Annotated in this window: 23 protein-coding genes; 12 read left to right on the forward strand and 11 right to left on the reverse strand. The window is 61.2% G+C overall.

The window, feature by feature from the left end; all coding sequences use genetic code 11:
* Positions 1-36: 36 nt before the first annotated feature.
* Positions 37-1,350, reverse strand: coding sequence for a PotD/PotF family extracellular solute-binding protein (locus LDZ28_RS22785; RefSeq protein WP_244830874.1), 1,314 nt, complete (start codon positions 1,348-1,350; stop codon positions 37-39).
* A 48-nt stretch (positions 1,351-1,398) separates the two neighbouring features.
* Positions 1,399-2,454 carry an ABC transporter ATP-binding protein gene (locus LDZ28_RS22790; RefSeq protein ID WP_244830875.1) on the reverse strand — a complete coding sequence of 352 codons (1,056 nt, stop codon included), beginning with the start codon at positions 2,452-2,454 and terminating at the stop codon, positions 1,399-1,401.
* Between the two features lie 251 nt (positions 2,455-2,705).
* On the opposite strand from LDZ28_RS22790, the gene LDZ28_RS22795 reads away from it, so the two are divergent.
* The 6 genes from LDZ28_RS22795 to LDZ28_RS22825 all read left to right on the forward strand — a co-directional run bounded on the left by LDZ28_RS22795 (position 2,706) and on the right by LDZ28_RS22825 (position 7,726).
* A complete protein-coding gene (locus tag LDZ28_RS22795) occupies positions 2,706-3,644 on the forward strand; it encodes a polysaccharide deacetylase family protein (protein ID WP_244830876.1) in 939 nt (312 codons plus the stop codon).
* Between the two features lie 11 nt (positions 3,645-3,655).
* A complete protein-coding gene (locus LDZ28_RS22800) occupies positions 3,656-4,345 on the forward strand; it encodes a GntR family transcriptional regulator (protein ID WP_244830877.1) in 690 nt (229 codons plus the stop codon).
* 1 nt (position 4,346) lies between these two features.
* Positions 4,347-4,934 carry a flavin reductase family protein gene (locus LDZ28_RS22805; protein ID WP_244830878.1) on the forward strand — a complete coding sequence of 196 codons (588 nt, stop codon included), beginning with the start codon at positions 4,347-4,349 and terminating at the stop codon, positions 4,932-4,934.
* Positions 4,935-4,966: 32 nt separating this feature from the next.
* Positions 4,967-5,359: a hypothetical protein gene (locus LDZ28_RS22810; RefSeq protein ID WP_244830879.1), complete on the forward strand. Its 393-nt coding sequence runs from the start codon at positions 4,967-4,969 to the stop codon at positions 5,357-5,359.
* 105 nt (positions 5,360-5,464) lie between these two features.
* Complete coding sequence (locus LDZ28_RS32780; protein ID WP_305038187.1) at positions 5,465-7,174, forward strand: ATP-binding protein; 1,710 nt, start codon at positions 5,465-5,467, stop codon at positions 7,172-7,174.
* Positions 7,175-7,447: 273 nt separating this feature from the next.
* On the forward strand, positions 7,448-7,726 hold the full coding sequence (locus LDZ28_RS22825) for a hypothetical protein (protein WP_244830880.1): 279 nt from the start codon (positions 7,448-7,450) through the stop codon (positions 7,724-7,726).
* A 60-nt stretch (positions 7,727-7,786) separates the two neighbouring features.
* Here the strand turns inward: LDZ28_RS22825 and LDZ28_RS22830 are convergent, their stop codons facing one another.
* Both LDZ28_RS22830 and LDZ28_RS22835 read right to left on the reverse strand, forming a co-directional pair.
* Positions 7,787-8,404 (reverse strand): hypothetical protein, encoded by a 618-nt coding sequence (locus LDZ28_RS22830; RefSeq protein ID WP_244830881.1) that lies wholly within the window; start codon positions 8,402-8,404, stop codon positions 7,787-7,789.
* 137 nt (positions 8,405-8,541) lie between these two features.
* The gene (locus LDZ28_RS22835) at positions 8,542-9,678 is read right to left on the reverse strand and encodes a porin (protein ID WP_244830882.1); all 1,137 of its coding nucleotides are present in this window, start codon (positions 9,676-9,678) and stop codon (positions 8,542-8,544) included.
* Positions 9,679-10,049: 371 nt separating this feature from the next.
* On the opposite strand from LDZ28_RS22835, the gene LDZ28_RS22840 reads away from it, so the two are divergent.
* Positions 10,050-12,068 carry a TonB-dependent receptor gene (locus LDZ28_RS22840; protein WP_244831009.1) on the forward strand — a complete coding sequence of 673 codons (2,019 nt, stop codon included), beginning with the start codon at positions 10,050-10,052 and terminating at the stop codon, positions 12,066-12,068.
* Positions 12,069-12,096: 28 nt separating this feature from the next.
* Here LDZ28_RS22840 and LDZ28_RS22845 read toward each other — a convergent pair whose 3' ends face one another.
* From LDZ28_RS22845 to LDZ28_RS22855, 3 genes are read right to left on the reverse strand one after another with little or no spacing between them, the layout of a single operon-like run.
* Positions 12,097-12,381, reverse strand: a complete 285-nt coding sequence (locus LDZ28_RS22845) for a DUF3325 domain-containing protein (RefSeq protein WP_244830883.1) — start codon at positions 12,379-12,381, stop codon at positions 12,097-12,099.
* Complete coding sequence (locus LDZ28_RS22850; RefSeq protein WP_370652254.1) at positions 12,378-14,039, reverse strand: PepSY-associated TM helix domain-containing protein; 1,662 nt, start codon at positions 14,037-14,039, stop codon at positions 12,378-12,380. Before LDZ28_RS22850 ends, LDZ28_RS22845 begins: the two co-directional genes overlap by 4 nt.
* On the reverse strand, positions 13,991-14,272 hold the full coding sequence (locus tag LDZ28_RS22855) for a DUF3649 domain-containing protein (RefSeq protein WP_244830884.1): 282 nt from the start codon (positions 14,270-14,272) through the stop codon (positions 13,991-13,993). Before LDZ28_RS22855 ends, LDZ28_RS22850 begins: the two co-directional genes overlap by 49 nt.
* Before the next feature lie 308 nt (positions 14,273-14,580).
* Here LDZ28_RS22855 and LDZ28_RS22860 point away from each other — a divergent pair, with 308 nt between their 5' ends.
* Complete coding sequence (locus tag LDZ28_RS22860; protein ID WP_244830885.1) at positions 14,581-16,065, forward strand: MmgE/PrpD family protein; 1,485 nt, start codon at positions 14,581-14,583, stop codon at positions 16,063-16,065.
* A gap of 359 nt (positions 16,066-16,424) precedes the next feature.
* On the opposite strand, the gene LDZ28_RS22865 is transcribed toward LDZ28_RS22860, so the two are convergent.
* A complete protein-coding gene (locus LDZ28_RS22865) occupies positions 16,425-17,621 on the reverse strand; it encodes a major royal jelly family protein (RefSeq protein WP_244830886.1) in 1,197 nt (398 codons plus the stop codon).
* A 213-nt stretch (positions 17,622-17,834) separates the two neighbouring features.
* Here LDZ28_RS22865 and LDZ28_RS22870 point away from each other — a divergent pair, with 213 nt between their 5' ends.
* Entirely contained in the window at positions 17,835-18,308 is a 474-nt protein-coding gene (locus LDZ28_RS22870) for a hypothetical protein (RefSeq protein WP_244830887.1), read from the forward strand.
* Positions 18,309-18,325: 17 nt separating this feature from the next.
* On the opposite strand, the gene LDZ28_RS22875 is transcribed toward LDZ28_RS22870, so the two are convergent.
* Positions 18,326-18,970: a DsbA family oxidoreductase gene (locus LDZ28_RS22875; protein WP_244830888.1), complete on the reverse strand. Its 645-nt coding sequence runs from the start codon at positions 18,968-18,970 to the stop codon at positions 18,326-18,328.
* Positions 18,971-19,055: 85 nt separating this feature from the next.
* Positions 19,056-19,718, reverse strand: a complete 663-nt coding sequence (locus tag LDZ28_RS22880) for a TetR/AcrR family transcriptional regulator (protein WP_244830889.1) — start codon at positions 19,716-19,718, stop codon at positions 19,056-19,058.
* Positions 19,719-19,808: 90 nt separating this feature from the next.
* On the opposite strand from LDZ28_RS22880, the gene LDZ28_RS22885 reads away from it, so the two are divergent.
* From LDZ28_RS22885 to LDZ28_RS22895, 3 genes are all read left to right on the forward strand, one after another.
* Positions 19,809-20,684, forward strand: a complete 876-nt coding sequence (locus LDZ28_RS22885; protein ID WP_244830890.1) for an aldo/keto reductase family oxidoreductase — start codon at positions 19,809-19,811, stop codon at positions 20,682-20,684.
* Positions 20,685-20,857: 173 nt separating this feature from the next.
* The gene (locus tag LDZ28_RS22890; RefSeq protein WP_244830891.1) at positions 20,858-22,540 is read left to right on the forward strand and encodes a phospholipase C; all 1,683 of its coding nucleotides are present in this window, start codon (positions 20,858-20,860) and stop codon (positions 22,538-22,540) included.
* Between the two features lie 97 nt (positions 22,541-22,637).
* On the forward strand, positions 22,638-24,050 hold the full coding sequence (locus LDZ28_RS22895) for a cytochrome-c peroxidase (RefSeq protein ID WP_370652261.1): 1,413 nt from the start codon (positions 22,638-22,640) through the stop codon (positions 24,048-24,050).
* A gap of 108 nt (positions 24,051-24,158) precedes the next feature.
* Here the strand turns inward: LDZ28_RS22895 and LDZ28_RS22900 are convergent, their stop codons facing one another.
* Positions 24,159-25,358, reverse strand: a complete 1,200-nt coding sequence (locus tag LDZ28_RS22900; protein ID WP_244830892.1) for an acyl-CoA dehydrogenase family protein — start codon at positions 25,356-25,358, stop codon at positions 24,159-24,161.
* Positions 25,359-25,368 lie beyond the last annotated feature (10 nt).

Here is a 25,368-nt window from a genome sequence, read left to right on the forward strand (position 1 = left end):
GCTCCTTGTGTGCATCATGCGAACCTCACGTGAACATCAGGCGGCGATGAACTCGTTCCACTTCTGCACCATGTAGATGTTCTCGTCCATCACCGCGTTCCAGCATGCAATGGCGCCCATGCGCTGGGTATAAGAGCCGCCGTCGCGCACCGCGCCGGTCTTTTCGAGCAATTGGCCATCGGGTGCCTTGATGTCCTGTGTCGCGGGCTTGCCTTCCATCCAGTAGTCCCACTCGTAAGCCTGCATGTGCGTCTTGGCCGTCTCCGTCACGCCGGGGTAATAGCCCTGACGCATCAGATAGGCGCCCGCCCAGCCGTCCTGGAACCAGTTGACGAATTCATAGGCCGCATCGAGTTTCTTACCTTGCAGCGAACGCGGAAAGCCGAAGCCCGACGCCCACGAGCGATAACCTTCCTTCAGCGGCTGAAACGTGCAGGCGATACCCATGGTGCGCACCTTCGTGACCGCGGGCGACCACATCGACTGAATGACCACTTCGCCCGATGCCATCAGGTTCACGCTTTCGTTGAAGTCGCGCCAGAAGGCGCGGAACTGACCTGCGCGCTTCGCTTCGATCAGCACCTTGATGGTCTGATCTATCTCGGCCTTGGTCATGTTGCCTTTGTCGCCGTACTTGACCTGACCCATTGCTTCGATGGCCATTGCCGCATCCATGATGCCGATAGCCGGAATGTTGAGCAGCGCCGCCTTGCCCTTGAATTGCGGATTCAACAAGTCGGCCCAAGTGTTGACGGGACGCTTGATGAGGTCCGGGCGAATGCCGAGCGTATCCGCGTTATACGTCGTGGGAATGAGCGTCATCCATTCGGTAGGCGTCGCGGAGAACTCCGTCGAGCGCGCGCCCTTCAAGAACATCACTTTCTTCGGGGCCGTGCCCTGATCGCCAATCTTCTTGCCATTCACTTCGCCCTTCGTGAGCACCGGCGTGATCTTGTCCGCGAGCTTGATGCGCTTCGCATCCATGCCGGCCAGCGTGCCCGCCGGAATCAGCTTCTTGAGGGAAAAGTATTCGGTATCGACGATATCGAACGAGTTGGGCTGCGTGATGATGCGCTTGGTGACGTCATCGGTCGTCACCGGAATGTATTGAATCTCGATGCCCGTGTCTTCCTTGAACTTCTTCGCAATGTCCGCGCTCTGGTTGACCGCCGTGCCGAGATAGCGCAAGGTGATCTTCTCTTGTGCATGCACGTAAGGGAACCCGGCAATGCCCGCCGCCGCCACGGCGCCCTTGATGAAAGTGCGGCGCGTGCGGCCGCGGCTTTCCAGTTCCTCTTTGGTCTCTTTGATTTCCTGAGTCGCTTGCGGACGTGCATTGTCATTGCTCATAGCCTTCCTCCTCGTTTCGGGTTTTGATGTGTTTGGCTCAAGCGCGCATCACGCCGCGAGCGGATGCGCGTTGCGTTGATCCCACCAGACGGTCACGCGCGCATCGGGGCCGAGGCGCTCGGCGTCGTAGTCGGCATCGCTGACGATAGAAACGAGTTCGGGGGAACCGTCGAGCGGCACGAGCGTCATGCGCACATGCGTGCCTTGATACTCGGCCTCGCGCACCGTGCACGCGAGTCCGCCGATACGGCTCAGTCCTCCCTCGCCCGCACTCGTGCCGGGGGTCGTGCCCTGCGGCGCGATCCGCAGATGATCCGCACGCACCGTGAAAAGCCCGCCCTTCGAACCGAGCACGTTATGGCCGCCGAGAAAGCGCGCGACGAATTCGGTGCGCGGCCGGTTGAAGACTTCGAACGGCGTGCCGCTTTGTTCGATATGACCGTGACTCATCACGACGACGAGATCGGCGAGCGCCATTGCTTCTTCCTGCGAGTGCGTGACGTGCACGAAAGTGATGCCCAGTTCTTTCTGCCAGCGCTTGAGTTCGGCGCGCATCTGCACGCGCAGGAAAGGATCGAGCGCGGAGAGCGGTTCGTCGAGCAAAAGACAGCGTGGTTCATTGAGCAAGGCGCGCGCGAGTGCCACACGCTGCTGCTGCCCGCCGGAAAGCTGCGCGGGCTTGCGGTTCGCGTAGGGCGACATGGCGACGAGTTCGAGCAGTTCGCCCGCGCGCTTTCTGCGTGCTTCCTTCGCGACGCCGCGCATCTTGAGGCTGAAGGCGACGTTATCGAGCGCGGACAGATGCGGAAAGAGCGCGTAGCTTTGAAAGACCATCGCGGTGCCGCGTGCGGCCGGCTGTTCGCGCGTGACGTTGCGCCCGCCGATCAGCACATCGCCTTCGGAAATCCACTCGTGCCCCGCGATCATGCGCAAAGTCGATGTCTTGCCGCAGCCCGAAGGACCGAGCAGGCAACAGTACGCGCCGCCGGGAATGCGCAGGTCGATCGCATCGACGGCGACGGAATCCGCATAGCGCTTCGTCACGTGAACGAGTTCGATATCGGCGGCTGTCGCGTGAACCACGGTTGATGCCGGCTGAACCATGAAGGCTTGTCCTTATGAACGCGCTGACGGGAAATGGCTTGCAGCGCGAAGCCATTGCAAGACATATGCCATTTGCTGTCGTGGTTCGGCTTCATCGCATGCAACGCGTAGCGCAGCATGCGTGTCGACACGTTGGCTCGCATATTGCACACGATCGCAAACCTCGATCGTCGGCACGTCGCGACGCGAGGCGTGTACGTTCGCGGTGCGCAACAGGTCCGCCTTGGGGCACGACGTAACCAAACCGGTTCATGCATTCATCGACAATGAGCGACTTCAATCCCGATGTACTCAGATCGCACGGCCGTTTCGACTATCAAGCGATTCATCATGGCGAGCCGTATTGCTGGCCGAACGGCGCGCGTCTCGCGGTTTATCTCGGCTTCAACCTCGAACACTTTGCGTTCGGCGAAGGACTGGGGGCCGCGCTCGGACCACTATCGCCGCAACCGGATGTCCTCAACCATAGTTGGCGCGAGTACGGGAATCGCGTGGGCGCGTGGCGTTGCATTGAATTGTTCGATGCGCTCGACATGCCCGCGGGCACGCTCATCAACACGTCGCTCTACGATCATTGCCCCGAGCTGATCGAAGCATGTGTGGCGCGGGGCGATGAACTCATCGCGCACGGTCACACGAACGCCGAGCGTCAGAGCGATCTCGACGAAGCCGGCGAGCGCGCACTGCTCGCGCACTGTCGCGAACGCATCCTTGCGGAGTCGGGCGTGATGCCGCAAGGATGGCTATCGCCGTGGATCTCGGAGACGCATCACACGCCGGACCTTCTTGCTGAAACGGGTTACGGCTACACGCTCAACTGGTGTCACGACGACCGGCCCGTGCGCATGAAAACACGTCACGGCGCGCTGTGGTCCGTGCCTTATCCGCAAGAGCTGAACGATCTGCCGATGATCATGGCGCGGCATCTCGACATGTGCGCGTTCACCGACATGATCGTCGACCAGTTCGATGAAATGCTCGAACAGACGCAACGCGCGAGCACGCCGCAGGGCCTCGTCATGGGAATTGCGCTGCATCCGTATATCGTCGGGCAACCGTATCGCTTGCGTCATTTACGGCGCGCGCTCGCGCATATCGCGGCGGCGCGCAACGACATCTGGCTCACCACGCCCGGCGCAATCGCGCGGCACATGGAACAGGCGGCGAGCACGGCCGCGCGCGCCGCATGAGCTCGCCGCGCATGCGTGATAAAGCCGATGCCGCCGATATGCGCATCTATCGAAGCATCTTCGACGGTGTGCTGAGCCGGCGTCTCGCGCCCGGCACCAAGCTGCCCGAGCCGGAACTGTGCGAACTCTTCGGCGTGGGCCGCGCAGTGGTCCGGCGCGCGCTCGAAAAGCTGGCGTACGACGGCATCGTGGTGTTGCGGCCCAACAAGGGCGCGGTGATCGCACAACCGACGCGCGAGGAAACGCGCGAGGTGTTCGAAGCGCGCCGCTCGGTGGAACGCGCGCTCGTCGAACTCGCGGCGGAGCGCGCGAGCAGCGCGGAAATTGCCGCCTTGCGCGAGCAACTCAACCAGGAACACGAAGCGATGCACCGCTTCGATCAACCGTCATGGGCGCGCCTCGCGAGCGAGTTTCATCTGCGTATCGCGGCGCTCGCGGGCAATGCCATCCTGCTGCAGTATCTGAACGAACTCGTCTCGCGCTGCTCGCTTATCGTTGGCGTCTATGAACCGGCGGGCAACGCGCCATGCGAGCACGACGAGCACACCGCCATTCTCGATTGCCTCGAACGACGCGACGCAAAAGGCGCGGCGGCGCATATGAGCGCGCATCTGCAGGGACTCGAAGCGCGTATAGAAACCACACGGATGCCGGGCACCAAGAGCCTTGCGCATCTGCTCGGCATTGAAAAGGTGCAATGACATGGAAATCGACTTCGAGGCCATCACCGAATACCAGCGCTACAAGCTGATGGCGAGCCTCATCGTGCCACGGCCCATTGCGCTCGTGACCACGCTCGGTGCGGATGGCACCGTGAATGCCGCGCCTTTCTCGATGTTCAACATGCTCGGCGAAGAACCGCCCATCGTGATGATCAGCATCAACCGGCTCGCGGATGGCACGCTGAAAGACACAGCCGCGAACGTCCCGCGCGAGAAGGAATTCGTCGTGCATCTCGCCGATGAAGCAATCGCCGAGCAGATGCATCGCTGCGGCGAACGCTTCGCCGCCGATGTCAGCGAACTCGACGCGGTTGGTTTCACCGCGCTGCCGTCCCTGCGCGTGAAGCCGCCGCGCATCGCCGAGGCGCCCGTCGCGTTCGAATGCGTGCTGTGGGAAACGCTGGAAACCGCAAGCCGGCACATCTTCATCGGCAAGGTATTGATGCTGCACGCACGCGACGAACTCATCGACCTCGACACGTGGCGCGTGCGCTTACAGCATTACTTTCCGGTCGGGCGCTTCGGCGCAAGCGATTACGTGACGACCCGCGACCGCTTCGAGTTGTAACATGGAGACCGTCAAGGCTCGCGACCGCCATCATGCCCTCCACCGTCCGCAATTCGTTGCTATGGGTTTTCGAGCCGCTCGAGAGCGATGACACGTTCATTCAAAAGCGCATGTTCGGTTCCGACGCCGCGTATATCGATGGACTGATGTGTCTCGTGGCCGCGGACCGCGACAAGCCCTGGAATGGCGTGCTCGTATGCACCTCGCAAGAGCATCATGCAGCGCTTATCGAAGACATTCCGGCTTTGCAGCCACATTCCGTGCTCGGAAAGTGGCTCTACGTGCCGCAGGACGATCCGGCGTTCGAAGACACGGCGCGTCGGCTTTCGGAACTCGTACTCGCTCGCGATCCGCGCATCGGCGTCCTGCCGGGTGCGCGCAAACGGCGCAAACCAGCGAAGCGCAGCGCGCTTGCACGGACTTGAGCCTGTCCGATAACGCACGGCGAACCAGCGTACACTGAGCGACTGCGCACGATCAGGTTCCATGATCGGTCAGCGCCTTTCGCTACCCGTTCTGCCCTCGTACTCATGCCCAAATCAACGCACAGTGGCGCGGCCGTGCCCGCCACCGAAGCGGAACGTCTCTATACGCTGCGAAGCTTCGACGTACTCGATTCGTTGCCCGAACCCGCTTTCGACGACATCGCCACGCTGGCCGCGACGATCTGCCAGTCGCCTATCGCGCTCGTTTCGCTGATCGACCGCGACCGGCAATGGTTCAAGGCGTGCATCGGTCTCGGCGCACGCGAGACCCCACGCGATCAGGCGTTCTGCGCGCATGCCATTCTGGAACCCACCTCGCTGCTGGTGATCGAGGACGCGACGCTCGATCCGCGTTTCAGGGACAACCCGCTCGTGCTCGGCGAGCCGCATATCCGCTTTTATGCGGGCGCGCCTATCGTCACGGACGACGGTCACGCGCTCGGCACCGTCTGCGTGATCGACCGCGAGCCGCGTGCCTTGAGTCAGGAACAATGCACGGCGCTCGAATCGCTCGCGCGTCAGGCTGCCGTCATGCTGAAGCTGCGGCGCATGGGCATTCAGCGCGGCGAGGAGAAACGCGAACTGCAGCGCAAGATCACCGACGCACTCGCCGATGACGACGCCGCGCACGAAACGTTCAAGCAGAATCAGCGCGTGGGTTCGGTCGGGCAGTTGACGGGCGGCATTGCGCACGACTTCAACAATCTCCTGCAGACCATCAGCACGTGTTTGCAACTCGTCGAGCATCGCGCGCACGATGCGGATCAGGTGCGCCGTTGGAGCGCCAACGGTCTGCAGGCGGTCACGCATGGCGCGGCGCTCATCAGGCAATTGCTGACGTTTTCCCGGCAGGAATCGGTCGAACTGGAGTCGCTGTGCGTCACGCGTTCGGTGCACGGCATGAAGGAACTGCTGGCGCGCGTGCTCGGGCCCGAAACCCAGCTTGCGTTTCAGCTTCGCTCCGAAGGCGTTCGTGTGCTGACCAACGCGACGCAACTCGAAGCGGCGCTGCTCAATCTCGTCATCAACGCACGGGACGCAATGCAAGGACGCGGGCGAATAGAAGTCGCCACACGTGTTTTCGAAGCCGAGGGCGACCCCGATCTCGCGAATGGCAATTACGTGGAGCTGCGCGTGTCGGATACCGGCCCCGGCATGCCGCCCGAAGTCGCCCGGCGCGCGTTCGAGCCTTTCTTCTCGACCAAGCCCGAAGGCAAGGGCACGGGGCTCGGGCTTTCGCAGGTGTATGGCGTGGCGCTCAAGGCGGGCGGGATCGCGCGTATCGGCACGGAACCGGGCGCGGGCACAACCGTCTCGCTGTATCTGCGAACGGCCGTTCAGGATGCGGGCGATGCTGACGGCGAATGCGAATCGGCGAGCCCGGTCGCGCTGCGAAAGCGCGTGCGCATCATTCTGGTCGATGACGAAGCCAACGTGCGCGAAGCGTTATCCGAACTGCTGCGCGACGCGAACTACGATGTCGAAGCGGTGAGCGGCGGCATTGCGGCGCTGCAGGCGATCGATCGTTCGCCGCCCGATGTCGTTGTGACCGATCAGGCCATGCAGGGCTTGAACGGCGGCTTGCTCGCGCGCATTCTCGCGGAAACGCATCCGCGTCTGCCGGTGATGTTCATGACTGGCTACGACGATATCGATGCCGTCAAGGCGACGCTGCCCGAGGACGCCATCGTATTGCGCAAGCCCGTCTTACTCGATGAATTCGCGCAGGGCGTACAGACGTTGCTGGGCGACTAGCGCTGTGGCTCGTTGCGCGGCCAGCTGCAAGAAAACGACTGAGCGTTTGCGCAGTGCAGGGAAACAAGGTAAGGACTGATGGAGGGATAGTTCGCCGGTTTCCCGGTTGCTCGTCTATGGATTTTCCTGACGGTATCGATTGCAATCCACCGGTGGCTGCGCGCGCGAGCTTTCGTCGAGTTTAACGAAATACCGCTAAACGTGCGCCGGAAGCGTGCAAATTCCGTGGCAGTCCCGCAAAAAACAACGCCATTGTTGTTTTAACGAGCGCTGATGTTTTCCCCAAGTTACACTCCGCTTCGCAGTCTCTACAGTGCTCACCGCGCATGCGGCGAAGGCCTCGCCGCCGCGCATTTCCAAGCCTTTCTTCTCTGCGAGTTCCTGATGAAAATGTCTCTCAAGAAAGCTGTTGCCCTGTTGGCGGTCGCCGCTATCTTCGCACCGAGCGTGTCGTTCGCCGAAGCGCAATATCCGAACAACAAGCCGCGGCCTGCTTACAAGAAGCACAGCCACAAGCATCACGCAAAGAAGGCCGCCGCAGCATCGCAGTAAGCAGGATCATGAATGCCGGGCGCGGCATTCAGCGGACTTCATGCTCGCCGATTGCCGCGCTCAACCTGCATCGCCTGAACTGATCACCGTCTGCATGCTCTTCAGAAGCGTGCGCAGATATCGCAGTAACCCCACCGTATCGCCAAATTCCATGAAGCCGGGCCTTTCTCCGTCGCTGAAAAGCCGTGCGCCGTCGAGCGCTTCGTCGATGATGATTCCGCCATACGCCGCGTGCGGACGATAAACGCCTGTCTCCACATGCAAGGTATTGGCATTGACGGCGGCATCGCGGATACGCATCAGAAACTGCACTTCGGGCGTGCGCGAACCGGACAGGCGATGCGCGTCGAAGAAATCGGCGACGGCGAGAATCGCGTTTGTCGACGGCACGCGAAGCGCGAAAGCCATGCGTTCGGCGGGATCGTCGAGTGACGGAAGCGACGGCGGCGGATCGTCCGGCGCGCGCTTGGCAGGCATGCCGTCTTCACTATGCGTGTGCGCTTCGGGATGCGCGTGGCGCATCGTCAGGAGCCGCTCCACGCCGCTGAAATCGGGCGCAGGACCGCCGTTCTCGATCCATCCGCTCAATAGCGCCGCGTGGATATAGAGCGATTGCAACTGGGCGTCGATAAACGCGACACCCATGCGGCAGACATCGGGGGACTGATTCTCGGGCATGTCGTCTCCTGTGAGGCGGAGTCAGCGCAAGCGCGCTAACTGCGGTCCTTCTTCGAATAACACGAAAGATCGCAATATTCGCACCCGCAAGAGGCGACATTGGCGGCGCGGTGCGAACGCGCCGTCATCGATAGCACTTAGAAAATATTGCGCAGCCCGATGGAAACGCCCGTTTGATTCGAGCGTCCCGGCAGTTCCACGAAGCCCGCGCCCGTTACCTTGTTGAAGTCCACCGTGCCGTAGACTTCGGTGCGCTTGGACAACGCGTATTCCGCGACCGCCACGCCCGTATAGCGATTGCCGCTGCCGACTTCTCCACCGCCGATCGCCGCATTCTTCATGTGGTCGTAGTAAAACGCGCCGGTGAGCAAGAGCGCGGGCGTCACTTGATAGGTGATGCCGGCGAAGGGCCCATCGTCGCGACGACCCGAGCCTTTGAGGATATCCACGCCCGACACGAGATCGCGCTGCGACAGCGTGCTATCGACGAAACCGGTGTCATCGGTCGAATGCAAATAGCCGACGTAGAGCTTTGCCTGACCGATGGTATAGACCGCGTTGGCGTTCCAGATCTTCTGCTTGTTGCTTGCGTTGTCGCTGTTCTGCTGGTAGCCGCCGCCGATGGCAAGCGGCCCCACGGCATACGAAGCCGTGAAGCCGTACATGTTGCCCGCGCCCATGTGACCCGGCACCTGGCCCGAGAAGCCGCCCGCGCCCGTCGACGTGTAGTTGGTGCCGAACGAGTACATCGCCGCGACCGTCAGGCCCGCGAACGTGCCGTTGTACTTCACCGCGTTATCCGCGTAGAGACCGGCGCCGAGCGCGACCGGCAACCACGCATTCTCGAAGTAGTTGCCGACCGTGAGCGGGTCGTAGGTATCGCCCAGCATGTCGAAAAGCGGCGTCTTCTGGCGGCCGAGCGTGAGCGTGCCGTACTGGTTCGACAGACCGACATACGCCGCGCGATTGAACTCGCGCTGGCTATCCGAGTACTGGCCGTTCTGCAATTCGACGCCGCTTTCCAAACGGAAAATCGCCTTGAGACCGCCGCCGAGATCTTCGGTGCCTTTCAAGCCGATCCGGCTATTGGTGATTGCGCCGTTGGTCATGAACACCTTGCCGTCGTTGTTGGCATTGGCGTTGGTGAGATAGCGCACGCCGACGTCGGCGACGCCGTACAGCGTGACCGAACTTTGCGCGAATGCGGTGTGACAGGCGAGTGCAATGGCCGTGATGCCAAGGGCGGATACGGCACGCGATGTGATCGTCTTCATGGATGTCGTGAACTGGATGCTTTGATCGATGTTGTATGTCGCGCTTTGCCGATGGCTCTCGTGAAGCCGATCGAAAAAAGCACACGGACTTTTATCACATCGAATATCGCAGCGGACACGATGGGGCAAGTCATCGCAAAAAGGTGTGGTGTTTTGCGCAACTGACGCGCGTTGTTTAGTCGATCACGTAACGCTGGCGTTTTTGTAAAGATACGTTATATCATCTCACCGCCTGCGGTGGATGCCGTTCCTTACGCCTCCGTACGCTCATCGTATGCAACGTTATATCATTTCGACAGGAGTAGTGAATCTTGCACCACACGCCTTTCGCTCATCCAGCGCCGCGCAGACAGCGCCTCTTGCCACTCGGCATGCTGCTGGTCACCGCCGTGGCACGCGGCCAGACGGCCGCCGGCAACGTAACGGACACCGCGCTCACGCCGGTATTCGTCACGGCGAATCCGCTTGGATCGAACCAGTTGATGTCGCCATCCAGCGCGCTCGACGGCGACGCCCTCGCTCTGCGACGCGGCGATTCGCTCGGCGAGACGCTCAACGGTCTGCCCGGCGTCTCCACGACGACTTACGGTCCGATGGTCGGCCGGCCGATCATCCGTGGCATGGACGGCGACCGCATCCGCATATTGCAAAACGGCGTCGCGGCCTTCGATGCGTCGTCGCTCTCGTACGATCACGCCGTCCCGCAAGATCCGCTTTCAGTGGAGCGCGTCGAGATCGTGCGCGGACCGGCGGCGCTGCTATACGGCGGCAACGCGATAGGCGGCGTGGTGAACACCATCGACAACCGCATTCCGCGCGAGCCGATCAAAGGCGTCTCCGGTCAGGCCGATGCCAGCTATGGCGGCGCCAACGATGCGCGCGCGGGCGCGGCGCTCGTGGAAGGCGGCAACGGGCAGTTCGCGTTTCACGTCGATGCCTTCGACCGCGAAACCAGCAAGGAGCGCGTCCCCGGCTTTACGCACTCGGATCGCCAGCGCGCGCTCGACGGACCGGACGCGCAAGAGCCCTACGGCAGCATCCCGAATAGCGACGGGCGCTGGCACGGCGGCGCGGTCGGCACGTCCTACACCTGGGCCGACGGATATGCGGGTGTGAGCTACAACGGCTACGAAGCGAACTACGGATCGGTCGCCGAAGACGATGTGCGTCTGCGCATGCATCAGGATCACGTGACGGCGGCATCGGAGATACGCAATCTGCAAGGACCGTTCAGCCAGCTCAAGTTCAACTTCGGCTATACCGATTACGAACACAAGGAGATCGACGACGGCGAAACCGGCACGACCTTTCGTAACCACGGCTACGAGGCGCGCATCGAGGCGCGTCACAAGAAAATCGGTCCGTTCGATGGCGCCATCGGCGTGCAGTTGAGTCAAAACACATTTTCCGCGCTCGGCGACGAAGCGCTCGTGCCGACATCGCAGCCGACGAGCGCCGCGCTCTTCGGACTCGAGGAATGGGCCGTCAACGACGCGCTCACGCTCAGCGTCGGGGCACGCTACGAGCATGTGAAGATCGACCCGACGGCGGGCGGCAACGAGAAATTCGCATCGGCGATGTCGCGTGATTTCAACGCGGGAAGCGTGTCCGCGGGCGCGTTGTTCAAGCTGAATCCGATCTGGTCCGTGGTCGGCAATCTCGCCTACACCGAGCGCGCGCCGACTTACTACGAACTCTTTGCCAACGGTCCGCACGATGCCACCGGTCAGTACCTGATCGGCAATCAGGACGCGCAGAAGGAAAAGGCCGTGTCCACCGACGTGTCCTTGCGCTTCGCGAGCGGTCCCAACAAAGGCAGCGCGGGCGTGTTCTACAGCCGCTTTCGCAACTATCTGACCGAGTTCAACACGGGCCGTCTCGTCAACGACGACGACACGCCCGTGGCGCCGGGCACCGACGACGCGCTCGACGAAGCGGTTTATCGCGGCGTGCGCGCGGAGTTTTACGGCATCGAACTGGATGGCAAATGGCGCGTGCTCGATCAAGGCGCGCATCGGCTCGATGTGGAAGTCGTCGCCGATTACACGCATGCCCGTAATGTCGATACTGGCGAAGCCTTGCCGCGCATCTCGCCGTTGCGCACGACGCTCGCGCTCGACTACGGCTACGGTCCTTACGGCGCGCGCGCGGAAATGGTTCACGCGTGGGCGCAGCATCGCGTGCCGGAGAACGATCTGCCGACGGGAAGCTACACGACGCTCGGGCTCACGCTCACGTACAAGTTCCGCGTCGGACCAACGGACTGGCTCGCTTACGTGCGCGGACAGAACCTGACGAATCAGGAAGTGCGTTACGCGAGTTCGGTCGTAAGGGACATCGCGCCTGAAGGCGGTCGCAGCGTGATGATCGGATTACGCACGGCGTTTTGATCGATGCGAGGCGTGGGCGATGCTTCATTCATCCACGAACCTCGCGTCGCTCAAGCAAGATGAGCGCGCCATATACGATGCCTGCGGCAAGACTCGTGCATCCGCTAAAGCTCACGAGTCCGAGCGCCCAGCCTTCGCCGCCGACGAGGTATCGAAGCGCGAGCACGAGGCCGCACCATCCGGCGGTGCGAAACGCGCGCGACTGACCGCGTGACAGCTCGCGTCCGAAGAGGGTCTCTTGATGCCGCTCCATTGCCAGCGCAAGAAACGCGAATGACACGACGCAGACCAGCAAGGCGATTCCCTGCGTCACGTGCTTTCCTCCTCGGTTTCCTTCATCGTCACCTTGCGCTCGTCGACGGTTCTCGCGGGCTTCACGCGCGGCGTGTGACGTGCTGTGCGTATCGCCAATGCGGCATGCAACGCGGCGAACGCCCACATCATCAGATCGAATCCGGCGAACACCCAATCGCCTTCCGCGACACTGCGCCAGAACGGCCTTTGCGTCGTGAAGGCATTGAGCACCGGCAAGAGCGCGAGCAAGGCAGCCGCAAGCCAAAGCAGTTCTATCCACGCGCGCTTCGCGGGCCGCGCGAACACCCACGGCAACGTTGCCGCCCAGATGGCAAAGAACAGGTTGATCTCCGCTTCGGCGCGGTCGTGCATCGACACGGGCAATAGTCGATTCGCCCACAGATATCCGGTCATGGCGATGGAAAGTCCCGCAATGCTCACGATATTCAGCCGCTCGACGAGCCAGAAGCCGAAGTACGGCCGCGTCGGATCGAGCAGCTTTTGACGGCGTTTGACCGTCCACATGACGAGGCCGGTGCCGACCATCGCCGTGCCCGCGAGACTGACGATGAAATACAGCCAGCGCAGTTGCAGACCGCTGAAGCGCCCGAGATGCAACGCATAGAGCACACCGCGCGTTTCGGCGGCTGCGCCCACGCTGTCCTTCACGTCGATGAGTTTGCCCGTCACGCCATCGAAGAGAAGATACTGCGGACTCATCGATACACGCACCGCATCGCCACGCGATACGGCCACGCGTGCCGCGCCGTCGCCCGGATTCGTGATCGTCACTCGTCCCGCATTTTCCCGGCCCCAGCGCGCTTCGGCTTCGCGCACCATCGGAGCGATGGGCGCGAGCGGAACCTTCGTTCCATCGGGCTTGCCCGGTTGAATGAATGCGCTCAGTTGCGCCGTCATCTGCTGGCGTTCCGCGGGCGTCTTGAATGCGGCCGATGCGCCGAACGGCATGTACATCGCCATCAACGTAACGAGACCGGTGTAGGTGATCATCAAGTGGAACGGCAGGCCGAACACCGACAGCGCATTGTGCGCGTCGAGCCATGAGCGTTGTCCCTTGCCCCATCGAAACGTAAAGAAGTCGATGAAAATCTTTTTGTGCGTGATGACGCCGCTTACGATTGCGACCAGCATGAACATCGCGCAGAAGCCTGCAATCCAGCGTCCCCACAGCGCGGGCATGTAGTAAAACTGGAAATGAAAGCGATAGAAGAAGTCACCGCCGAGCGTCTCGCGCGTAGTCACTTTCTGGCCGGTTGCAGGATCGAAGCTCGCTTCCGAAAACGTGCGCCGGCCCTGCGCCGCGCCCGGCGTGCGCCAGAACGATCCCATCACGCTGCTGCGATCGTTCGGCAAGTCGAAGCTCCATTGCGAGCTTCCCGCAGCGATGGTGCCAAGCGTCGCGGCGACGCGTTCGGCAGCGGATGCCGCGTCGGGCAAGACCTTTTGATGCGCGACTTCCGGGCGCATCCACTGCGAGATCTCGTCCTTGAAGTAACTGACCGTGCCGGTGAGAAACATGGCATAGAGAATCCATCCGACGAGCAGACCGGCCCATGTATGCAGGTCCGACATGCTCTGGCGGATGCCGCGCGGTTTGACGTCTGCCTTCATACCGACCACGCCGCGATCAGGAGCGGTATCGATACGATAAGGCATCCGAACCATGCGCGCGTTGCGCTCCGCACCGCGAAGACCCAGATCACCGCGCATACGTAGACGACGAAACTTGCCAGCATGCCGGTGAGCACCGCTTGTGGCTTGCTCATCGGCAGCGCGAGCGCGGCGACGCTCGTCAGGGCGGCAAGCGCGTAACCGCCGAACATCGCGCAGACGATGCGCGATACGAGCGGCCCCACGCGGGCAATTCGGTTGGTAATCAAACCAGTCATTGGCTGGCGAATCCTTGAGTTCATGAGTGCGCTGTGTCCCGTCGCGGACACGCGCCGTGTGACCGACGCCGAAGGCATCGAAACAGATGGCCGAGCAGAAGTTGCAAGCGCCATGGTCACGCAAGCCAGCGGCGTGATCGATTCAGGATAAATGATAACCATTATTAATAACAGTTGCTGAACGAGGCTGTCAAGGAAAGGTCCTATCACGCTGGAGGACCGTGAGTCTGATCTCTTCGGGAGCGAAACCTGCTCGCCGCGATACCGAGCCATCTTTCACGGCATGAGTACTCAAGGAGACAAAGAAAATGTCCGCATTCGACCGTCGTAATTTTCTCAAGACCAGCGCAGCGAGTGCCTTGGCATCGGCTACCGTCAGTCCGGCCGCGTTCGCGCAATCTAACGCGGCTAAGGCTTCTTCACCTGCACCCGCAAGCGCATCCAACGCCCGCCCGCCGAAAGTCACACGCATACTTGCGGAGTTCATCTGCAAGACGAGCTATCAAGACTTGCCCGCGCCAGCACGCAAGGAAGGCGTGCGCACGCTCATGAACTGGGTCGGCGTCGCGGTGGGCGGCTCGCACGATGAAACCGTCAGTCGCGCCGTCGCCGCGCTCACGCCATTCTCGGGTCCGCCACAAGCCAATCTGCTGGGCCGCGCCGAGCGCTTCGACATCATGAACGCGGCGTTTATCAATGGCGTCAGCAGTCATATCTTCGATTACGACGACACGCATCTCAAGACGATCATTCACCCAGCGGGTCCCGTGGCATCCGCGATCCTCGCGTTCTCGCAATACCAACCGGTGTCGGGCAAGGACTTCCTCAACGCACTCGTGCTGGGTGTCGAAACCGAACTGCGCATTGGCAATGCCGTGTATCCCAACCACTACGATGTCGGCTGGCACATCACCGGAACATGCGGCGTATTCGGCTCGGCCGCCGCGACCGGCAAGCTCATGGGACTGAGCGTTCAGCAAATGGTATGGGCGCTGGGACTTGCAGCGTCGCAACCGGTAGGACTGCGCGAGTCATTCGGCTCGATGAACAAGAGCTTCAATCCGGGGCGTGCCGCCGCGAACGGCATCTTCGCGGCCTTGCTGGCGGCAAGGGATTACACGAGTTCTGACGGCATGATCGAAGCCAAGCGCGGATGGGCGAACACCATTAGCACGAAGCAGGATTACCGCGAGATTACCGAAGGTCTGGGATCGCATTACGAATCGACCTTGAATACGTACAAGCCGTTTGCATGCGGCATCGTCATTCATCCGGCAATAGACGCTGCAATTCAGCTTCGCAACGAAAACAAGCTGCAAGCGGATCAAATAGAACGTATCGATCTTCGCGTGCATCCTCTCGTCATTGAGTTGACGGGGAAGAAGACGCCGCAGATCGGGCTCGAAGGAAAGTTCAGCATCTATCATGCGGTAGCGATTGCGATCATCGACGGCGCGGCCGGTGAGAAGCAGTTCAGCGATGCGAAGGTGCGCGACCCGAACACCATCGCGTTGCGCGACAAGGTGAATGCGATCATCGATCCCGCGATAAAACCGGAACAGGTCGACATGACGATCGTGCTGAAGGACGGCCGCAAGCTGCACAAGTATATTCAGCATGCTATCGGCAGTAGCGAAGTGCCGATGACCGATCAGCAATTGGAGAAGAAGTTCTCCGATCTCGCCGATGGCATTCTCTCGCCCGAGCAAACTCGCGCGTTGATGGATAAATGCTGGCAGGTCGAGCAATTAGGGAACGCGGGCGATATTGCGTTGGCGGCGCTTCCACGTTGAATCGTGCATACAGACTCAGCCAAGCAAGTGCTCCAAACCGATACCTCATCAACCGATCCGACCGACTGCCCTTCAGTCCACGCAGTTTCGAACTCTGTGCGTCGCATTGTCCCCGGATGGTTGCTGGCAATAGCGGCACCGCTTAACGAAGGCAAGGTGGTGCCAGCACGGAGTCGTTATGTCGCGACGGGCTGTCACTGTGTGCTCGAACATCGCTCGTCGAATCCTTCGGAGCTTGCCCGGCAAGTCGCGCAATGGCTAATCAACGAAATGCGGAGCGAACTGGCAAGCGCGTGGCCCTTGCTTGACTCGCTTGGGCAATCCGTCGATAAACCGCAGCATCAACCGTCAGGCTAAACTCAACCCGCCAACCCATGCGCCGGCTGCTTCGGCAAGCGCACGCGAAAAATCGCGAACTTGCCTTCGCGCGGATAAGGATTGGAGAAGTTGTTCAACTCATGCAAATGCGAATCCGCGATATACAAGTAGCCGTTTTGAATAGCAAAGCCATCTGCCCATGAAAGCTGCGGATGCTTGCCCACCAGCGTCTTCTGCACGAGCCCGGGCTTGCCATGCTTCTCGACGACATCGAAGCCCACCACGGTCCGGTTCTCCAGATCGCCACCGTATAGCACGCCAGCTGGACTCATGATGAGACCGCCGGTCAACGCGCCGTCGCCGAGAAACTGCACCTTCTTCGATAGGGCGTCAGCAGAAAGCGACGTATCGATAAGCGCCTTGGTCGGCACTCGCCAATAGTGGTGATCCGTGAGCGGCCGGTAATAAAGCCATTCGCGATCGGGCGAAAGCGCAATGCCATCGGTCTGTAAGACGAGGACGCTGCCATCGCCCTTGCGCGCAATCTGATCGCGGAACATGAGATGCTGCTGCGGGTCCGACACGCTCGACTTGTCGCCCGCGAGCACGAGACGCGACTCGCCAGTTGCAAGGTTCGTCACTGCCACGCCGCCCTGATTTGCAGCATTGCTCAAATACACGTAGCCGTGTTTCAGATCGACGCGAATGTCGTTGAGCGAGTCCTTCGGCGTCACCACACTGCCATAGTCGAACCGACGCACGATCTTCTTCGTAGCCAGATCGAACTCGATCAGCTTCGGTGGCTGACGTGTCTGATCGACCGATGTCAGCGACGAGTCGAGCGCCCACAGATGGTCCTGTTCATCGACCCATAGCGCCTGCACCGAGATCCACTGATGCGAACCATCTTCATCCGGTTTGAAAACATTCCAGCTTTCGTCGGGAAACGGCGTGAGCGCGCCGGTCTTCGTATCGACTTCGACCATGCTGTAACGCGATCGCTTCGCCGAAGCCGGCGCCGTGGCGAACACACGCCCCTCTTTCGATACGCCGATTCCCACGAGACGAAAATCATCGTCGAAAGTTGCCACGGTTTCCAGACGAGGCGCGCTTTTTGCACCTGCAGCAAATGCCGCCTGCGTCGCTGCACCCACACTCATCGTGCCGAGCAAACCCGCGCCGATGGAAGCAAGCACGCGTCGCCGCATGTTCGATTGTCGTGATTCATCGTTGTGCATCAAGTCTCCTTCCCATGGCTTGGAATGTTTCCGTGGCGCGTTGAAAGGGAGTAACCCGTGTTCAACACATAAACCGATGCCGCAAGTTTGGAACCAGCCCGCAGCAGAGGTGTCGCACCAGTATTCGAGCGGTTCGCGTCGTTCGGCAATCCTGCACCATTCGAGGGACGCGCGCCGTTTAATCAATCGATACGCTCATCGAAAGGAGCCCGCATGTCACGTTTGACGATCGCTTTCGCTTTTCTTTTCACGTTGCTGACAGGATGTAGCGCTATTCGAACGCATGAAGCCCGCAACACCGACGGCGCGCTCATCGGCTCCAATGTGCTCGATCTGGTGCAGTCCGTCGGCATTCCCGACAAGACCATGAAGCTCGTGGATCGCAATAGCCCAAGCGACCGTATGGAAGTGCAGTGGAATTTTTCCAACTCCGATGCGGCGCTCGACTTGAACGCGCTCGTGCTGGATTTGAAGGTGGGTGGCGCTGGCAAGTGCAGCATGACCGCGACCGTCAATCGTTGGGGCGGTCAGGTCACGGGCGTGAACTTCCCACAAGCGCATAGCGACAGTGTCGGTTCGGATTACGGCGCATGCGAACCGCTCGTGGCTGAAGCGCTCACGCACAATCCGCACACGCCTATCGATCCGACCTGGGACGCTTTCTCGCTCGTCGGCGCAGCCAAGTAAGCGCGCCCTTCGTTTCCTTACTGCGCCTCGGCGACGATCTTGCGGATGGCCTCCTCGAACGCTTCCACGGGCTGGCCACCGCTCACGAGATATTGTCGATCGAAGATGATCGCGGGCACCGAACTGATGCCGAGTTGCTGGAACTCTCGTTCCTCGTCTCGGACTTCGTTCGCATACGCACCGCTCGTCAACACTTCACGCGCGGCGTCGCCGTCGAGTCCGACGGCCTTGGCGGCTTCGATCAATACATCTCGATTGCTCGGGTCTTTACCATCGGAATGATACGCACGCAGGAGTTCGAGCTTGAGCGGCACTTGCTTGCCTTCGATACGCGCCCAATGCAGCAACCGATGTGCATCGAATGTGTTGTACACCCGATCGCGCTGACCAAAGGTAAAGCCGGCGCTCGCGCCACGCTCGCGGATCATCGCTTGCGCTTCCTTTATTTGCTCGGGCGTGCGGCCGTACTTTCTGCCCAGGTAATCGACAATACGCTCGCCTTCCGGACCCATGTCCGGGTTCAGTTCGAACGGATGCAGCGTGATGGTTGCATCGACGGTATCGCCTAGGCGTTCCAGCGCGCGTTGCAATGATGAAAGACCAACGGCGCACCACGGGCACGCGATGTCGGAAACGAAGTCGATTTGCAGGGGACGAGACATGATTTTGCAGCCATGAGTTGAGTCGAGACATCAAGCCTAGCTCAAAACTCGAAGGCTGGCTAACTCCGCCCCATGCACGCCGTACTCACGAAGCGCCGGTGCGCTTCAACCGCGCGCGCGGCCTTGCCTCTCGCTCCAGATAGCCCAGACATAGCGACTCGAGTTGACGCGGCAGGGCCCGCAACATGGCGCGCGGTGCTCCGCCTTCGACCATCAAGCGCGTGGGTCCAACCATCGCCGCTGCGAGCATGAAGGCAGTGGTATTGAGATCGTCGAAGATGGCGTCCGACGCTGTCGCGAGCATGGCAACGAGCGTCGCTCGGCTTCGGCGTTCCGCGCCTTGCGCAAGCTCCCGCACATCGAGTTCGGCCGCGACCGTATACAGCGCGCGCGCTTCATCTATACGTGCGGTCTTTGCTCGTACGAATGCCTCCACGACTGTAGACACCATGGTCGCCAGCGACTCGCCATGCACCGACTCCGCCGCCTGCTGGAGCACGTCGCCTACTCTGCCGAGATGCCGCTCCAGCACCGCGAACAACAACGCCTGCTTGTGCGGAAAGTATTGATACAAGGTGCCGATGGACACACCGGCCCTCTCGGCCACGCGAATGGTGGTGAGCCGCTGCAAACCATCGGCCAGCAAAACCTGAATAGTGGCGTCGAAGATTGCATCGACGGTGGCCTGCGAACGCGCCTGGCGCGGCAGCTTGCGGGGCTTCAACGCGGTCTTGTTGTCGCTCGACATATGCGAATGCACAATCTGAAGGATTATTCGTATTATAGACGAGCAGTTTCAAGAATCCATTTCGCATCGACGGATGCAAGGAGCATTGCAATGACCGACGCAAACCGCGCTGGCCTCTATCAACTCGGCGAATCGTCCGTGACGCGCATGGGTTACGGCGCCATGCAACTCGCAGGGCCGCATGTGTTCGGGCCACCCAAGGACCACGACGAAGCCATCGCCGTGCTGCGTGAAGCGATCGACAGCGGCATCACGCATCTCGACACGAGCGACTTCTACGGCCCGCACGTGACCAATCGACTGATTCGTGAAGCGCTCTATCCGTATCGCGACGATCTCGTGATCGTCACCAAGGTTGGGGCCAAACGCGGCGACGACGCATCGTGGAATCTCGCGCGGTCTCCCGCCGAACTCGAATCTGCCGTGCACGACAATCTGCGCAATCTCGGCGTCGACGTGCTGGACGTCGTGAACATGCGCGTCATGTTCGACATAGCCGGTCCCGCTGAAGGCGATATCGAGGAACAGGTTACGACGCTTGCGGAATTGCAGCGCAAGGGCCTCATCCGGCATATCGGCCTGAGCAACGTCACGGCGAAGCAACTCGCGCAAGGACAGAGCATCACGCCCATTGTCTGCGTGCAGAACCAGTACAACCTCGCGCATCGCGGCGACGACGCCATGATCGATCATCTTGCGCAGCAAGGCATAGCGTATGTGCCGTTTTTTCCGCTCGGCGGCTTCTCGCCCTTGCAATCCGACATCTTGAATCGCGTCGCGCAACAAGTGAACGCCACCACCATGCAAGTAGCGCTTGCATGGCTTCTGCAACGCTCGCAAAACATCCTGCTCATTCCGGGTACGTCCTCACGCGCGCATTTGCGGCAGAACATCGAAAGTGCGGGCCTCGAATTGTCGCCGGAAGTGATCGAGGAACTGAACGGCATCGGGGCTGCCGCGAAATAAGCCTTACGGAGTCGGATCAGGAACACGCCGGAATGCGCCGAATCGTCAATGTGAAGTAAGAGGTGCGAAAGCGCTTCGACTTCGACGCGCAACACGCGAGTGTTGTAATCCGCGTCGAGGAGAAGCCTTTGCGCCTCATCAAGCAAAATCACATCGACCCCCGGAGTTCCTTCATGTTTCGTCGAGCCATCATGGTCGCAACATCGGCCGCGATCGCCGCCTTCGGCCTCTACGCCTGCGGCAGCGATCACGACAACAACGCTCAACAGAGCGCGCAAAACAAGCTCGTCACCGCCACGCCCATCAAGCACGTAGTCGTGATCTTCAACGAGAACGTCTCGTTCGATCACTACTTCGCAACCTACCCGAACGCCGCCAACCCCGCGGGCGAGCCCGCCTTCACGGCGGCCGCCGGCACGCCGACGGTCAATGGCCTCACTGGCACGCTGCTCACGGCCAACCCGAACTTCGTCAACACGCTGAACGGCGCGGCTGCCGCCAACCCGTTCCGGCTCGATCGCACGCAAGCCGCGACCGCCGACCAGAACCACGCTTACACCGCGGAACAACAAGCCTATAACAACGGTGCAGCCGATCTCTTCCCGAAATACACGGGTAAGGGTTCGAGCGGCGGCGCGGGTGCATTCGGCACGGCAGGCCAGGTCATGGGCTATTACGACGGCAACACGGTCGCCGCGTTGTGGAACTACGCGCAAAACTTCGCGATGAGCGACAACGCGTACACCGACACCTACGGCCCGTCCACGCCCGGCGCGCTCGAAGTCGTCTCCGGCCAGAACAACGGCATGCAGATCGTGAAGACGAGCAAGCCTGTGTTCAACCTGACGACGGCATCGGGCTCGTACTATGTCGCCGACGGTCAAGGCGGCTTCTCGATGATCAACGACGTCGATCCCGCCAACGACGTCTGTTCGAGCACGACGGATCAGGCGTTGATGACCTCGAAGAACATCGGCGACTTGCTCAATGCGAAGAGCATCACGTGGGGCGGCTTCATGGGCGGTTTCAATCTCGCCACCGTGAACAGCGACGGCTCGACCGGTTGCAAGCGCGCGACCTTCTCGAACGTGGTCAATGCATCCACGGCCGACTACGTTGCACATCACAACTGGTTCCAGTACTACGCGTCGACGGCGAATCCGCAGCATTTGCGTCCGAGTTCGACGGCGGCCATCGGTTCGTCGCTGGAGGCGGATGGCAAGACCGCCGAGCCCGCGAATCACGAATACGATAGCGACGACTTCTTCGCTGCGGTGAAGGCCGGCAACTACCCTTCGGTGAGTTTCATCAAGGCGCCCGCGTTCCAGGACGGTCACGCGGGCTATTCCGATCCGCTCGACGAGCAGGCGTTCACGTCGAAGATCGTGAACTTCCTGCAGCAACAGCCGGACTGGAACACGACGGCCGTGATCGTTGCATGGGATGACTCGGATGGCTGGTACGACCACGCTTATGCGGTACCGACTTCATCGTCGTTCGATCCGCAAGCCGACCAGTTGAACGGTGCGGGCAAATGCGGCTCGGGCGCGGCGCCCGTCGGCGTGAACGGCGGCGCGGTGAATGGCCGCTGCGGTCCGGGCACGCGCATTCCGTTTCTCGTGATCTCGCCTTGGGCGAAGGTAAATTACGTGGATCACACGGCGATCTCGCAGGCTTCGGTGGTGCGCTTCATCGAAGACAACTGGCTTGGTTCGACGCGTCTCGGCAGCGGTTCGTTCGACGCCACGGCCGGCAGCATCATGGGCTTGTTCGACTTCTCGGGCAAGGGCAACAACCCGAAGGTCTTCGTCGATCAGTCGCTCGGTTCGCCGGTCGCATCGGTGCCCGCAATCTGAAGGTGGCGCATGGCGTGCGCGTTCAATGCGCGCCATCGCCACTCGTATCGTGTCGCCGCTCGCCGGCGACATCGCGTTTTTCCGAACTCATCCGCACATGTCCGCTACTGTCGAACCCCCCTTCGGTCGTTCCCTTCACAAGCCGCCGCTCAGGCGTCATGCGTTACGCGGCGTTGCTGCCCTCGTGATCGCCGCAGGCGCGTTCGGTGCGTTTGCGTCGATGTATCCATCGCATGTGCCTGCGGCCGTCGGCGAGATCGTGGAAAACCTGACCGGCGCGAATCCCGCGCCGGTTGTCTTGCAGCGTCCGCCGGCCGTGCAACTGAGTGCGGTCGCGCAACTCGGCAAGAACATCTTCTTCGACAAGACGCTTTCCGCATCCGGCAAGCAGTCGTGCGCGTCATGCCATGACCCGGCCCATTCGTTCGGGCCATCCAATGATCTGTCCGTGCAGGAAGGCGGACCGCATTTGAGCTTGCAGGGTTATCGGCCGCCGCCTTCGCTCATGTATCTGTATCGGCAACCGAACTTCAGCATTGGTCCCGATGCAGGCGATGCCGACGCCCCGCCCGATCTCGCACAACTCGCCGATCAGGCCAAAAGCACGCAGCGCGCCACGAAGAACGCAGGCGTGGCGCCCGCCGCACCCGCGCTGGTTCCACAAGGCGGCCTCTTCTGGGACGGCCGCGCGGATACCTTGCAGGCACAGGCATCCGGTCCCATGCTCAACCGGGTCGAGATGGCGAACACGAGTCTCGACGAAGTGTCCGGCAAGCTCGCGCATACGGCCTACAAGGGCGAATTCGAAAAGCTCTTCGGCCCGCGCATCTTCGATACGCGCGGCCTGGCCGTGTCGGAAGCCATGTTCGCGGTGGCGCGTTATCAGGTTGAGGAACAGGCGTTTCATCCTTATACGAGCAAGTACGACTACTGGCTCGAAGGCAAGACGCGCCTCACGCAAGCGGAGTTGCACGGCCTGCACCTCTTCAACGATCCCGCCAAGGCCAATTGCGCGGGATGCCATTTGTCGAAGCCTGGCGGCGATGGCCTGCCGCCCATGTTCACGGATTATCAGTACGAGTCGCTTGGCGTGCCGCGCAACGACAAGCTCGCGACCAATCACGATCCGAAGTTCTTCGACATGGGCGTATGCGGACCTTTCCGTGACGATCTGCGCGACCAGACGCAGTATTGCGGCATGTTCCTCACGCCAACGCTGCGCAACGTCGCTACGCGCCACGCGTTCTTTCACAACGGCATCTATCATTCGCTCGACGACGTGATGGCCTTCTACAACGAGCGCAATACCGCGCCGCAAAAGTTCTACTCGAAAGACGCGAAGGGCGCGGTGCGTAAGTACGACGATCTGCCGCCGCGGTATCACGCGAACATCGATGACAAGGACGCGCCGTTCGACCGCAAGTTCGGCGACAAGCCCGCGATGACGGACGCGGATATTCGCGACATCGTCGCGTTCCTGCAGACGTTGAACGACGGCTACAAGCCCTGAGCTTTGCGATGGCTTCATCGCCTCGTGATGAAGGCGATTTGCGCTGAAAATCCACGCGAGCGCAGGACACTTCGCCGTGCCTCGTCCGGTGAACGGCTTCAATGCAGCTTAGAAAACCTTCCCTTCGGTCAAATGGGTGGTCACGCCGTTCAATTCGTAGTCACCGATCACGCGTGCCTTGTGCAGCAGCGGATTGTGGCTGAAGATGGTCCGCAGATTGCGCCAGTGCCGGTCGAAGTTATGCGCCCGGGAAGTCGCCGATGCACCGCCCGCCTCGAACATCCGCTCGCCTGCAAACAGCGCGAGCTTGCTGACCACGATCTGCGTGCGCGCCGTCGCAAGCGCGCCTTCGAGCACGAGCGCCTCGGCATTCGCAACGCCATTGCGAATGGCTTGCGCGGAACGCTCCAGCTCGCGCGCGTTTTCGCGCACCAGTGCATCGATGCTGTGACTATGCGCACTCAGTTCGCCGATCACCTGCTGAATGAACGCATCCTCGCGCGCGGTGGGCGCGGTGCTGTGCATCACCGGCCGGCCATGCTTCAGCACATAACGCTTTGCATCCGCGACGATATTGCGCACGATGCCCGCCGCCACCGTCACGAGATGCAACTGACGCAACGCGCCGCCATGACGTCCCGTGAGCGTCGATTGCACGCGCGGCGTGACTTCATCGGCATGCACGAGCAGATTGTCGAACTCAAGACTGCCGCTTGCCGTCATGCGCTGGCCCATGCCGTCCCAGTCGTCGATCACGCGAAAACCCTCACGTTGCACGGGTACGATGGCAACGGCCGCATCGCCGTTTTCGTCCTGCACGTTGAGGCGCGCGTAGTCCGAGAACGCCGTGCCCGTCGAGTAATATTTGCGGCCGCTCAGGCGAAAGTGTTCCCCGTCGCGCTGCAAACGGGTCGTGATCTCGCCGGGACGCGACGTGCCCGCTTCGGTCGAAGCTCCGCCGAAGATCGCGCCATCCACCACGCGCCTGATCTGCAATTCGTTGAACGGCGTGCGGGGCGAGAGCAACAGCGCTTCGGTCTGATCGAAGTGAATACGCAGCGCATGCGCGACATTGCTTTCATGCGCGGCAAGCGTGGCGATCACATGAAACACGTCTTCGAGCGACCCGCCGAGACCGCCCCATTCCACCGGCAAGCGCAGCTTGCCAAGACCCGACTGACGAAACAATGCGAAGCCCTCGAAGGGCAACTCGCGGCGCACCTCGCGTGCGGCCGCATCTTCGCCGATCGCCTCGGCGAGCGTGGGCAGCGCATCGAGCGCGGCCTGGCGCGGGTCCTGTTGTGACATACCTTCTTCC

The organism is Caballeronia sp. TF1N1, assembly GCF_022878925.1.
Taxonomy (GTDB): domain Bacteria; phylum Pseudomonadota; class Gammaproteobacteria; order Burkholderiales; family Burkholderiaceae; genus Caballeronia.